Consider the following 12,911-nt stretch of genomic DNA (forward strand, 5'->3'; position numbering starts at 1 on the left):
TCCTAGCCCAAAGAACGAAGTTTCTGACTCGTGCTGTTGAAGTCGAGCAAAAGTAATATATTTGATCCGTTGCCGCCAATCTCTCGCATGACTTCTGAAACCTCCTCTACACCTCCCAGCACTCCCCCTGTTGAGGTTAATCCCCCGATTCAGGTACGGCTCAAAAGTGAAGGGGGACGACTCGTGTTGACCCTACCCCCCGAATCGGAAGCGACCGATGCCAATGCCTCACTTGCGCTGTCGTGGGGAGAGATTTGGCAGCAGTTTAAACAGCAGCTCGATGCTAAAGAGCGATTTTGGCAGCCCGCAACCAGCGTGGATTTGGTGGTCAACGATCGTCTCCTCGACAATCGACAACTTCAAGCGATCGGGGATGCTTTGACCGAAGCGCAACTTCAACTCAAGCGAGTCTTCACAAGTCGTCGTCAAACCGCCGTTGCCGCCGCCACTGCTGGATATTCGATCGAGCAGCAGTCTCCAGCCCCAGTGACTCCGCTCAACCAAGCGCAAACCGAAGCTGGGCAAGCGATGGATGAGCCGCTCTATCTCCAGATGACGCTGCGATCGGGCACCGAAATTCGTCACAGCGGCACGGTGGTGGTTTTGGGCGATCTCAACCCCGGCAGCAGTGTGATTGCAGAAGGTGACATTCTCGTGTGGGGGCGGCTGCGGGGAGTGGCTCACGCAGGCTGCAAAGGTAATGCCCGATGTCTGATCATGGCGCTGCAACTTGAGCCGACTCAGATTCGCATTGCGGATGTGGTTGCTAGAGCGCCCGAAACTCCCCCGGCTCAATATCACCCCGAAGTGGCATACGTTGCTCCTCAAGGCAATATTCGCATCGCTAGAGCCAGCGATTTTGTGCGCCAACCCGCTCCAGAAAAAACGGGTTAGAAACGCGGGTTAAAGCGGGTTAGGATTGCGAATTAAGTACGTAAATTCGCGTCTTAATTTAATTTATCGATCGAGTTTTCTGATACTCTTGGCTGAAGCGCGATCATCATTCTGAAAAGCTCATCAGAATTGATCCGATTGGGTCAACGCTAATCGTTCTGTAATCGCATCATTGCAATGGCTCGTATCATCGTCATCACATCGGGTAAAGGTGGAGTCGGCAAGACCACCTGCACAGCAAATATAGGCATGGCTCTGGCAAAGCGGCGACGCAAAGTTGCCGTGATTGATGCCGATTTTGGCTTGAGAAATCTTGATCTGCTGCTAGGTTTAGAAAATCGAGTGGTCTACACCGCTGTTGAAGTGTTGTCGGGGCAGTGCCGCCTAGAGCAAGCCCTCGTCAAAGATAAACGGTTTAATAACTTAGTGCTGCTTCCGGCGGCGCAAAATCGCACCAAAGATGCTGTGACCCCTGACCAAATGCGGCAGTTGGTCAATGCTTTGGCAAGAGTCTATGAATATATTTTGATTGACTGCCCCGCCGGGATCGAGATGGGCTTTCAAAACGCGATCGCCGCCGCCAAAGAAGCCCTGATCGTCACGACTCCCGAAATTGCGGCAGTGCGCGATGCCGATCGCGTGATTGGTCTACTCGAAGCCAACAACGTCAAACGCATTCACCTCATTGTCAACCGCCTCAAACCAGCGATGGTAGCGGCAAACGATATGATGTCCGTCGAAGATGTGCAAGAGATCTTAGCGGTGCCTTTAATTGGGGTGGTTCCTGATGATGAGCGGGTGATTGTCTCGACCAATAAAGGTGAGCCGCTCGTCTTATCAGAAACGCCTTCTATGGCTGGCACTGCCTTTGATAACATCATTCGTCGCTTAGAGGGTGAAAAGGTGCCCTTCCAAGCTCTTTCGGTGCCCGACGATAACTTTTTTTCCCGACTGCGTAAAATGTTATCAAAAAAAGTGATCTAAACCCCTCAGACGTGAAACAGTAGGAGAGGGTGAAACTTACTAGCTTCTACATTGAGTCCTCAACGCTTCCAGACTCTCAATCGCTCTACACCTGATTATTTTCTACTTCTCCATGCTCATTGAACTTCTAGAACGACTTTTTCCTCGCGGAAGTGACAACAGCCGCCAAGATGTTAAGCGCCGTCTTAAACTGGTGCTGGCTCACGATCGGGCAGATTTGCCTCCTAGTGTGATCGAGGCGATGCGAAAAGAAATTCTAGAAGTCGTTTCTCGCTATGTCGAACTCGACGATGAAGCGACCGAGATCTCGCTAGAAAACAATCAACGAGCCACAGCGTTAATTGCCAACCTGCAAATTAAGCGAGTCAGACCGAGAGACGAGACCGTTGTAGATCCGATCAATGCACCTGATTTGACCTTGACTGAACCCGTGACTGCCGACTCACTCAGCAACGATAAGTGAACCTTTGACTGTCCGCTTCTAAAATCGTTGTAGGGTGATAAATAGGTAATGCGATCGGAGAGCGGTGCGATGCTGAAAACGATTCTGGTTGCTTTGGATGTCGAGCCTGATCCCCTCGCAGGTCAAGTCATGCAGACCTTGCGGCAGCTTCGTCTTGAGCCTTCAACTACTGTGATTTTGGCGCATGTGATTGTGGCGACGCAGACCGAAGTAGAGGTCATCGTCGATCGACCTGAAGCGGGTTTAGAGAGCTTTCCGCACGATCGCATCGAAAAGCAGCTACACAGTCATCAAAAAAACCTGCCTTGTCAGAGTCAAATCGAAATTGTGACAGGTGAGCCAGTCGAAGAAATTATTCGGTTAGCCAACATCTACAAAGCTGACCTGATTTTGATTGGGAGTCGAGGCTTGACGGGAATGCAGCGAATTTTATTAGGGTCGGTCAGCAGTCAGATTGTCACCGATGCCCCCTGTTCAGTGTTAGTTGTGAAACCAAAATAGTTGGAGCCTTAAAGGTCACGCCATCACCATGCCACCATCGACATTCATCACCTGCCCTGTGATATAAGCCGCTGCCGGAGCCGATGCGAGAAAACGAATCATGCCTGCGACTTCTTCGGGTTGACCATATCGACCGAGCGGAATGAATTTGAGAATCTCATCTGACTTTAGATCGTGAGTCATGTCGGTTGTGATGAATCCGGGAGCCACCGCATTGACAGTAATGCCCCGGCTAGCCAGCTCTTTGGCAACAGTTTTGGTGAAGCCAATCACTCCCGCTTTTGCTGCGCTGTAGTTTGCCTGTCCGGGGTTGCCCATTTGCCCTGCCACTGAGGTGATGTTGACGATCCGCCCCGATCGCTGTTTGAGCATGATTTTGCTAACGGCTTTGGTGCACAAGAAAACGCCTGTGAGATTCAGGTCGATCACGGCTTGCCAATCTTCGAGCTTCATTCGCAGCAGCAATGTATCGCGAGCGATGCCAGCGTTGTTGACGAGCACATCAATTCTGCCCCACTTCTCCATTGCAGCATTGACCAGGGCATCGACTTGATCGGCTTTAGAGACATCGGCAGCCACAGCGATCGCCTCGCTACCCATCGCGGCGATTTCTGCAACCACCTGGTCAGCCGCACTGCTTGAACTGGCGTAATTGACCACCACATTTGCGCCTTCGGATGCCAGCGCCAGCGCGGTTGATCGCCCAATGCCGCGAGATGCCCCCGTGACGATCGCGACTTTTCCCTGCAATTGTTGTAACGCGATCGGCAATGCTTCCATAAAAATGTGCTTGATTAAAAGTGTGCGGCTATCATCATATCGAGCTACGGGGAACTTTGAATTTTGAATTTTTGCTCTTAGGCGCTTAAAATTGCAAGGGGTGACTCTTAACACTCAAACCTTTGGGGCAGAAAGTTGGTTTTTTGCGAGATGAAGAGTAGGATTGCATCTATTGTCTTGATTTGTGATTTGGCAAAACTGAAGCGATAACGCTGTTCTTAAAAGAGGCTATGACTAGAGATCGCGGTATTCCAAAGCGTCGGCTTCCCAATCCTAACTCGCAGAACGCAGGGAAACCGTTCGACTTACCCCTCCCATCATCGTCTCTGCCTAACCAGTCTCCAGATGCGATCGCGGCAACTCGATCGGATTCTCCTGGGTTCCAAAACTCCTCAAAAACCTTCCTCAAAAAACGTCTAGGACGAGTCTTGACCGATTGGAGACTCGCCGCAGGGTTAGGGTTAGCCCTGACGGGTGGGTTGTCACTGCTCGCGATCGGGTTTCTCTTTAAGCTGCCTGCCGTTCCTAACTGTCCGGCTATTTTTTGGCCTTTAGCCTCTGCCTCGCTGCGGTTGCACTGCGCTCAACTGGCTGCCAACAAGCAAACGGTCAATGATTTGCTAGAAGCTATTAAGCTCCTCAACAGCTTGCCAGACGATCACCCGCTGCATCAAGAGGCATCTCGATTGATTGAGCAGTGGTCAAAAGAGATTTTACAGTTAGGCGATGATGCCTTTAATGAAGGGAAACTGGGTGACGCGATCGACATGGCGCGCAAAGTTCCTAAAAGTGCCAGCATCTATGGCGAAGTCGAAGGACGAATCAACCGTTGGCAAACAATCTGGTCAGAAGCCGAAGCAATCTATCGACGAGTCGAAGATGCGTTGCGAGATCAAAATTGGCGCAAAGCCTCATCCGATGCGGCTCGGTTATTATCCATTGAGAATAACTTTTGGCAAACCACAAAATATCAAGAACTGACCGAAAAAATCACGCTGACTCGTGCCGACATCAGCAAGATTGCCAAGGCAAAAGATTTAGCCGATCGCGGTGGCATTTCTAACCTGCTAGAGGCCATTAAACTCGCATCTAATGTGGGCGAACAGAGTTATGTCTACCAAGACGCGCAAGATACGATCGCCAACATTGGGCAAAAAATGTTCGATCTGGCACAAGACACCCTAACTCGAAAAGACTTGCAGGGAGCGCTGGATATTGTCAGTAAGATTCCGCCGATCGCCAAATTGCAGCGCGAAGCAGAAGATTTTGAAGTGATTGCGAACGCCCAAGCAAAAACCTGGGGCGGAACCGTTGCCGACATTGAGGCGGCGATCGCTCAAATTCAAAAAGTAGAACTCGGTCGCCCGCTCTACGCAAAAGCTCAGGCGCTCTTGGTTCGCTGGCAATCTGAGAAGAGTGACATTGCCCAATTAGAAAAAGCGCGTCAGCTTGCTCAATCAGGCAAACCCGAAGATTTGCAGGCGGCGATCGCTCAAGCATCTCTTGTACCATCCGATAATCCCCGTTCTCAAGAAGCTCAAAAACTCGCCAATGACCTGAACGGGCAGATGCAAACTCAGCAAGATCGTCCGCTGCTTGACCGAGCCGATCAGCTTGCGAGTCGAGGAGATGTTGCCAACCTGCAAACCGCAATGGATCAAGCCAGCCAGATCGCACCGGGACATGCCCTCTATAAAGAAGCCCAGAACCGAATCAAGCAGTGGAATCGTCAAGTGGCTCAACTGCAAGATGAGCCAATTTTAGATCAGGCAGACAGCTTGGCTGAGTCAGGCGATTTATCGGGTGCGATCGCAGCCGCTCAAGGCATCGGTTCTAGCAGCGCGGTGTATGGCGATGCTCAATCAAAGGTGCAAACCTGGCAGAGACGACAGCAAGCCGAACAAGGACTTCAACAAGCCCGGATTGCGGCAAATGGCGGCACTCCAGATTCTTTAGCAGAGGCGATTAGGTTAGCGAATGGGGTGCCGGGTGCAAGTCCGCTGCGAGGTGAGGCGACTCAAGCGATCGAGCAGTGGAGTCAGCAAATTTTGCAAGCGGCAATTAGTCAGGCAGACACTGATATGGCGGGCGCGATCGTGACGGCTCAAAAGGTTCCGTCTCGCACCGAAGCTTATGCTCAAGCCCAACTTCAGATTGACGCTTGGAGAAGAAGTCTAGGACGGTAATCGAAATTTAGAAAGGCGATGCAATCATGGGTTGCGGTTCCTGCGGAGTGGCGCTTTGCGCTAATCGTGCATTTCGTCGCGGGTGATCGATCGCACTTCGGGAACTGAGATGGGATTACGCATCAGTTCTGCCAGAATGTCAGTTTCTAAAATCTGTTGCTTGGGCTGCTTTAGCACGGTTACCTTAACGGTGTTTGCTGTTGCCAGTTCTTGTTTGTACTCTTCAGGAATGACAATGACTCCATTCTTAACTTTTGCTTGAAATTCTACAGTGATCATTTCAACGCTCCAAACTATATATATGTTCCTATTTTACTTCGCTGTTTCTGTATCGATTTTCTTTAAGAATTCTGGGAACTGCTGAAGTTCTTCGACTGACTCGACGGGTGGAAGTTCGATCCAATTTGCTTCGGTTTCAGAACGATCGACGTAAATCTCAATTTCTCTACAGTAGCGGGTCGAATGCCAAGCTTGAAGTGGGCAGAAATTTGTACTTGGAAGGTGAATTTTCAGCAGAGTAAGGCGTTGCGAGTGGTGAGATGAATCAGTAGGGACAGAGACATTGCAGCCAACGGCAAGACGACCACGGAAATGCTGAAGCGAAAGCAGGCTTTGAACCAGGTTTAGCCCCTTGACGATCGCACCCGGCGGATCGTGGCGAGCAGGGAACTGGAGAGTGTGTTGACTGCCCGTGCGGTCACCAAGCCAGAGAGAGCGGCGACCACAACTGTGGCGAGGCAGGTTAGCTTGGCTGCTTCTGGGCCACCGACCCCCAGCACCATCGCCACCGCTGTGAACGGTAGCCCGTAGCCGCCAGCAATACCGGCTGCCGCCCCAGCAGCACCCGCCAGATCCGGCGGCACCCCGAAGGCTGCCGCAAACACCCGACCACTCAGGTCGCCGATCGCCAGAAAGGGCACAAACACTCCGCCACAGCCCCCTGCCACGACGGCAGCCGTGGTGGATGCAGCGCGGAGCAGGGCCACGGACAGCAGGTGGTAGGGGGTAGTTTGGACGGTTTCGGCCCAGATGATGGCCGCCCCCCCTGGACCGAAGGCCGCTGCTGGTGTAGCGACCAGCGCTGTCACCGCCGCCAGGGATAGCATAGCCAGGGCACCGACCAGGAGACGAATGACTGGACTGGACTTCCAGCCTCGGGCCCAGTAGATTGCCTCGCCGGAGAGCGACGTGACAGTGCCCGCGATCGCTCCGATGAACAGAGCGGCAGCCACCGCATCCCAGAGGTCACTGGGGGGAACTTTCGGCACGACAAGCCGGATCAGATCGAGCCTAAAGGCAAGGTTGATCCCCCATCCCACCAGTCCCCCCGCCAACGCCGCTGTTACCCGTTCCAGGCTGAGCGGAACCTTTCGTCGCTGGCTCAACTCAAGCATGAAGAAGCTTCCCACCAATGGGATTCCCATCAGGGCGGACACACCAGCGGCACCCCCGCCGATCGCAGCGGGCCGCACCAACTGGTGCAGCGCTGGATTCGTGCTGCCCAGCCAGGTTCCTGCCGCAACGCCGAGATGGGCCGCCGGGGATTCTGTTCCCATCGCCGCACCAAGCCCGACGGTGGGCAGGATGGCAAGGGCGCGCAACGGTGCCAGATTCCAGGGGAAGCGCTCTTCGGCTCCGGACGTGGACACCACGTCGGCGGTGAGATCAGCCCGGGCAACATCGCGGGGGAAGGAGTACCAGGTGGGTGGAGGAAGCAGCCGTCTGGGGAGAGCGGCTTTGCGGGGAACTAATGCCTGCACGGCTTTGCCCGAAAAGTGGGAGGATCTGATACCAAATTCTGTCGAGTCAAGCTTTAAGCAACAGAATTAAGTGGACAGACCTAATTAAATGTAAGATGCCGCGAAACGCCCTCACCCTAATCCCTCTCCCAGAGCGGGAGAGGGACTTTGAATCATGCTCCCTTCTCCTATTTTGGGAGAAGCGATTATCTTGAATGTCAAGGAAATCAGGTCGATAGAGCAGCAGGCTGAGACATCGCTTGTTGGGACGGTTGCCAGTCGGTGCCATTTTTGATCATGGCATTGAGAATAGTTAACAACTTGGGCAGGCAGGCAACTAAAGCAACTTTTGTCGGGTTACCCCGTTTCAATAATTGCTCGTAAAAGGCTTGAATGACTGGATTATGGCGCACCGCGACTCAGGTTGCCAGGGATAACATTGGGCGGACGGCCGCTTGATCGCCAAAGATGGTGCGCTTGCCCTGCATCTGTCCCCTATCGCGATTGAGCGGAGCGACTCCAACGAGGGTACTGATTTTTTGAGTGGACAGCGCTCCGAGTTCTGGCAAGAGTGCCAGTAGAGTTGGCGGCAACCACTTTACCGACCCCTGGAACACTTTTGAGTCGGGTCTGCTTGACTTGCCACTCCTGGCATTGGCTGATTTGCGCTTCGATTTGCTGATCCAATCGTTGGATGCGTTCGCGCAGCCATTCGAGATGCGCTTCCACATCCACTGGCGTCATTCCCCGCAGTCCTGACAGTCGGTTCTGTTCGGCGGTGAGCCTCTCCACCAACGGGCAGCGGCGCGTCACGAGATCCTGGAGTTGCGCCTGCGCTTCACTGGCAAAGGGGCGAATCGGCGGCTTCAGCGCTTCGCCAAACCAAGCTAAAATTGCAGCATCGATTGGGTCAGTCTTCGCCAGTTGGTTGGCCGCTTTGGCAAAGTTGCGGGCTTGCCGGGCGTTAATCACCACGACTGGGTAGGCCAGTGCCCACAACTTTAACGCCGCCTGCCGCTCATAGCCCCCCGTTGATTCCAAAACAATCCGTCCCACCTCCCCGGGCACTTGTAAATGTGTCAGAAACTCGCGGATGCCACTCTCGTTGTTGCTGACCCGAAAGCTGATGCCTTGGGGACGAATATGGACAGCTAACCAGCGTTTACAGACATCGATCCCAATCCACTGCTCAATGCTTGCCATTCCACCCTGCCTATTGATATGGATGGGGCAGTCTTTGACTCAACCTTGCGTCATGCGGGATCTTGAGTCCCAACCGATGATTCGAGTTTGACTGTTTGAATCGAGAGATGACTCTAGCTTCTCCCCGATGTCTTGCATCCCAGGGTTTACGGTTCTATCTCTCTGTTCTTAAGATACAAGGGTTGGCGAGGGCTTCGCCCCACTGCGTGAGCAGGCTCAAGCCACTTAGCGGTTTCTCTTTAATGGCCATGAAACCACCCTGCTGCCTCTCCTGCGGGAGAGGGGTTTGGGGTGAGGGTTCTTCATTGCACATCGCGTAAGAATGTAAGCAACCCTACGCAAGCGCTTTTTGAGTTGCCGCATCGGCCACACCCGTAAGACTCAGCTTTCTAGATCTTTGAAAAGCAATCACAGCGGCTCTAGTCGCGGCTCCAAACACGCCATCGACGGCCCCAGGGTTAAATCCCTTTTGCCGCAGCTTTTGCTGAAGTGCCACAACCGCGGGTCCACGATTGCCCTGCATCAGCCAGACATAGCCCTGTGCTAAATCGTGTAGGGCTGCCAGATTGCCATTAAAGCGGTTGAGGTCAACGTCTCCCGCTACGCCAGCGATGCGACCTGAGTCTGAAAATTGCCAAAACAACCACTGCGACCAATTTCCAGGAAGCTCAGGGCGATCGACTCCATATTGAGCAATCCAAAGCGGGTGACCTCGAAACGCATCAGAATTGTTGAGCGACTCTCGCCAAAAATTAAGCGACGTGTAGATAATGGCTTGGCGTTTTGTGGCAGGTTCGACCACGTTGAGCCATTGACTGACGCGACGATTTAATTCGCTGGGGCTGAGTCCGTCGTTGACTTCAACATCGAGCACTGGAGGCAGATCGCCGATCGAGATTTTCGCCGTTCTCAAAAATGAGTTTGCTTGGGCGATCGGGTCTCTAGCGGGGCGAAAAAAGTGATAAGCGCCTCGCATCACACCTGCTGCTTTCATGCCTGACCAGTTTGCGGCAAAGGTGGATGAAACGAGCGTGACTCCTTCGGTTGCCTTAGCAAACCCAAAAGAAACGCCAGACTTTGCCACGGTTCGCCAATCGATTTGTCCTTGAAAGTCTGATACATCAATTCCTAGCAGCATGGTGGTTCACTCCGCTAAATTCACTCTATTTTAAGTTCACTCGCAAAAGCTCCTGAGTCAATAAACTGGGAGGTAGGGAAATCGGCATTGCTGAATTGCGGTATGAAATGCTAAATTCGCCCTCACCCTAGCCCTCTCCCAGAAGGAGAGGGAACAAGACTTCTGGCTCCCTTCTCCCCAGGGAGAAGGGTTGGCGAGGGCTTCGCCCCACTTCGTGAGGAGGGCAATTCATACATTCATTCAGCAACGCCGGGAAATCTAATCCTAGAAACCGTTGGTGATCACCTAATGAATGAATCGGAGTTAATGGAACTCGCTAACCAGGGCGAGGTGTGGGCAATCTCAGCCTTACTCAATCAGGCATTTGCCGATCGAGAAATCACGGTGAAGGTCAGTCTGCAATCGAACTGTTTACGAATTTTATTAGAGTCCGATCGAGTGCCAGACTCTGAATCCGCAGTTGCGCTCATTCAAGAAAAAATGCAGGATTTGAGGTACGATCGCATCCAATCAATTCAGGTTTTGGGACGGGTGACTGAAGTCAATCAGACTCTCTGGACTGAGACAGTGATTTTGCCTTCATCAACCCCATCAATTCATCATCAGAATCGGGCTGTAGAAAAGCATTCGCGATCGCTCACCAGATCCATTGACTCGAAAGGCTTAGGTGCATTGCTAACTGGATTAATTCTTGCAATCTCACTGATCATCAGTCCGCTCAGAATTGTATTTCACGGATTCCTGATCTTGGTGCATGAAATCGGACACGCGGTGACTCATTGGTTGTTTGGTCGTCCTGCAATTCCGTCAGTTAATCTTGTTTATGGTGGAGGCATCACGTTAGTTTTTGATCAGTCTATAGCGGTTATTTGTTCAGTTTATCTTGCGATCGCTTTTCTAATTTATTATTGTCGGCACTATCGATTTATTTTAGTATTGCTAGGAATTTTCACTAGCATTTATAGTTTTTGTCTATTGACCTCTACTAATTTAATGCTTTCGACATTTATGGGTCACGGCATGGAGCTAGTCGCGATCGCAGTCTGTTTGTATTTATCACTAAGCGGATATTTTTGCCGTTTTGCGGGCGATCGCTCAATCTATGGCATGTTGGGATTTTTTACTTTATTTGCCGATTTTGAGTTTTCCTGGAAGCTAACCCATGATCCCGACTATCGAGAGATGTATGAAGGCGGTATTGGTGGCGTTATCGATAACGATTTTGTAATTTTAGCGCAAGATTATTTCAGCGTTGATCTATCGGTTGTTGCGAACGTTTTTTTAATCGGCTGTGGGGTGATTCCCCTGATGGTGTTTCTAGTGTTTCGCTACGAGCTTTGGCTGCGTGAGCGGCTCGGTCGACTTTTGCGCTACTAAGTAGTCAGATACTTAGGATCGTAAGTTAAATAAAACTGCATAGTGTTTGGGCTACGTTGTAGCCTTTCGCCCTCATCAACCCTTCTCCCCAACTCTGGCTCCCTCTCCTTGGGGTGAGGGCAAATCCGGGTCTTACTTAATCCACGATCCTTAACAAGATTGCAAGATTCTCAAAACGATCGAGGTGGATTTATACTAAAAGACCGCGCCCAAAAGATTCACTAAAATATCATGATGTCTGACGCAACGCATTCACAGCTTCACGCGATTCGCGGCTCGTTTCTAGATTTTGTAGATGATCCGTTTTTGATCGCTGAGTCAGAAAGCGTTCGCTATCTTGCAGATGGTTTATTGGTGATTGAAAACGGCAAAATCAAAGCATTTGATCACTACGAAACTCTCAGAGATCAGTACGCAGATTTAGATATCACCACTTATTCAGGTAACTTAATTTTACCAGGATTCATCGACTTGCACGTTCACTATCCGCAAACCGAAATGATTGCCGCTCATGGCGAACAACTGCTGGAATGGTTGAACAAATACACGTTTCCGACTGAGGCAAAATTTAGAGACGTAGAGTATGCAAGAACGATCGCGTCCTTTTTCTTAGACGAACTTTTGCGGAATGGCACGACCACTGCTCTAGTGTTAACCACAATTTTTCCTCACTCGGTTGATGTCTTATTTGAGGAAGCTCAACGGCGCGATATGCGCCTGATTGCCGGACAGGTGTTAATGACTCGCAATGCGCCCGATTTTTTGCTCAACGATGCCAAAATTGCCTACGAACAAAATCGGGAACTGATTCGCAAATGGCATCACAAAGATCGGCTTCTCTATGCGATTACGCCTCGATTTGCGATTACTTCCACGAATGAAGAATTAACGCTGGCGGGGGTATTAAAAGCAGAGTTTCCAGATGTTTATGTACACAGTCATCTTTCAGAAAACCTTAAAGAAATTGAGTTCACATCAGCGCTTTTTCCTGAGAACAAAGACTATCTTGAGGTGTATGAGCGATTTGGATTAGTCAGCGATCGCTCTATTTTTGCCCACGGCATTCACCTCAGCGATTCAGAATTTGAGCGCCTCTCCAACGCTGGAGCCGCGATCGCATTCTGTCCCACTTCTAATTTATTTTTAGGCAGTGGCTTATTTAGCTTGGGCAAAGCTAAATCGATCGAGCAGCCTGTCAACGTCGGGTTTGGCACCGATGTTGGAGCCGGAACCAGCTTTTCACTGCTGCAAACTATGGCGGATGCCTACAAAGTGATTCAACTTCAAGGAGGGCAGCTATCGGCATTTCAGGCGTTTTATTTGGCAACGTTGGGGTCTGCCAGAGCACTCTCGCTTGATGATAAATTGGGAAGTTTTGATGGGGGCAAAGAAGCAGATTTTATCGTTTTAGACTTGCAGGCAACGCCGCTAATGGCACTGCGGAACCCCACTTTAACGGCATCTTTAGAGGATTTGGCGAGTAGTGCATTTGCCCTGATGATGTTGGGCGACGATCGGGCTGTAAAAGCAACTTACATAAAAGGGAATTTGGCACATGAGATCAAGCCCTCAGACTCGTAAAGATTGAGGCACAGGGTTTTACGCGCGATGATAAACATCAACACATGGAAGAGAATTTTTACGCT

At 51.1% G+C, this 12,911-nt stretch carries 13 protein-coding genes; 7 read left to right on the forward strand and 6 right to left on the reverse strand.

Annotated elements, in window-relative coordinates; translation table 11 throughout:
• Positions 1–30: 30 nt before the first annotated feature.
• The 4 genes from minC to BRW63_RS20520 all read left to right on the forward strand — a co-directional run bounded on the left by minC (position 31) and on the right by BRW63_RS20520 (position 2,842).
• Entirely contained in the window at positions 31–894 is an 864-nt protein-coding gene (gene minC / locus BRW63_RS20505) for a septum site-determining protein MinC (protein ID WP_244913241.1), read from the forward strand.
• A gap of 177 nt (positions 895–1,071) precedes the next feature.
• Complete coding sequence (minD, locus tag BRW63_RS20510) at positions 1,072–1,878, forward strand: septum site-determining protein MinD (RefSeq protein WP_073074277.1); 807 nt, start codon at positions 1,072–1,074, stop codon at positions 1,876–1,878.
• A 112-nt stretch (positions 1,879–1,990) separates the two neighbouring features.
• Positions 1,991–2,341: a cell division topological specificity factor MinE gene (gene minE / locus BRW63_RS20515; protein ID WP_073074278.1), complete on the forward strand. Its 351-nt coding sequence runs from the start codon at positions 1,991–1,993 to the stop codon at positions 2,339–2,341.
• Positions 2,342–2,410: 69 nt separating this feature from the next.
• On the forward strand, positions 2,411–2,842 hold the full coding sequence (locus tag BRW63_RS20520) for a universal stress protein (protein ID WP_073074307.1): 432 nt from the start codon (positions 2,411–2,413) through the stop codon (positions 2,840–2,842).
• A 15-nt stretch (positions 2,843–2,857) separates the two neighbouring features.
• On the opposite strand, the gene fabG is transcribed toward BRW63_RS20520, so the two are convergent.
• A complete protein-coding gene (gene fabG, locus BRW63_RS20525) occupies positions 2,858–3,622 on the reverse strand; it encodes a 3-oxoacyl-[acyl-carrier-protein] reductase (protein ID WP_073074279.1) in 765 nt (254 codons plus the stop codon).
• Positions 3,623–3,852: 230 nt separating this feature from the next.
• Here fabG and BRW63_RS20530 point away from each other — a divergent pair, with 230 nt between their 5' ends.
• Positions 3,853–5,808 carry a hypothetical protein gene (locus BRW63_RS20530; protein WP_073074280.1) on the forward strand — a complete coding sequence of 652 codons (1,956 nt, stop codon included), beginning with the start codon at positions 3,853–3,855 and terminating at the stop codon, positions 5,806–5,808.
• 60 nt (positions 5,809–5,868) lie between these two features.
• On the opposite strand, the gene BRW63_RS20535 is transcribed toward BRW63_RS20530, so the two are convergent.
• From BRW63_RS20535 to BRW63_RS20550, 5 genes are all read right to left on the reverse strand, one after another.
• Complete coding sequence (locus BRW63_RS20535) at positions 5,869–6,087, reverse strand: hypothetical protein (RefSeq protein WP_073074281.1); 219 nt, start codon at positions 6,085–6,087, stop codon at positions 5,869–5,871.
• A 344-nt stretch (positions 6,088–6,431) separates the two neighbouring features.
• Positions 6,432–7,568 (reverse strand): chloride channel protein, encoded by a 1,137-nt coding sequence (locus BRW63_RS20540; RefSeq protein WP_317615836.1) that lies wholly within the window; start codon positions 7,566–7,568, stop codon positions 6,432–6,434.
• Between the two features lie 206 nt (positions 7,569–7,774).
• Positions 7,775–7,960 (reverse strand): hypothetical protein, encoded by a 186-nt coding sequence (locus tag BRW63_RS29060; protein ID WP_219898648.1) that lies wholly within the window; start codon positions 7,958–7,960, stop codon positions 7,775–7,777.
• Between the two features lie 82 nt (positions 7,961–8,042).
• The gene (locus tag BRW63_RS20545) at positions 8,043–8,750 is read right to left on the reverse strand and encodes an IS110 family transposase (RefSeq protein ID WP_219898649.1); all 708 of its coding nucleotides are present in this window, start codon (positions 8,748–8,750) and stop codon (positions 8,043–8,045) included.
• A gap of 334 nt (positions 8,751–9,084) precedes the next feature.
• Positions 9,085–9,888: a GH25 family lysozyme gene (locus tag BRW63_RS20550; RefSeq protein WP_083583115.1), complete on the reverse strand. Its 804-nt coding sequence runs from the start codon at positions 9,886–9,888 to the stop codon at positions 9,085–9,087.
• Between the two features lie 288 nt (positions 9,889–10,176).
• Between BRW63_RS20550 and BRW63_RS20555 the strand changes: the two genes are divergently transcribed.
• Positions 10,177–11,265, forward strand: a complete 1,089-nt coding sequence (locus tag BRW63_RS20555) for a hypothetical protein (RefSeq protein WP_073074282.1) — start codon at positions 10,177–10,179, stop codon at positions 11,263–11,265.
• Between the two features lie 231 nt (positions 11,266–11,496).
• Complete coding sequence (gene guaD, locus BRW63_RS20560; protein ID WP_223257448.1) at positions 11,497–12,846, forward strand: guanine deaminase; 1,350 nt, start codon at positions 11,497–11,499, stop codon at positions 12,844–12,846.
• Positions 12,847–12,911: the final 65 nt, after the last annotated feature.

The sequence above is a fragment of the Phormidesmis priestleyi ULC007 genome (assembly GCF_001895925.1).
In the GTDB taxonomy this organism is placed as follows: Bacteria; Cyanobacteriota; Cyanobacteriia; order Leptolyngbyales; family Leptolyngbyaceae; genus Phormidesmis_A; species Phormidesmis_A priestleyi_A.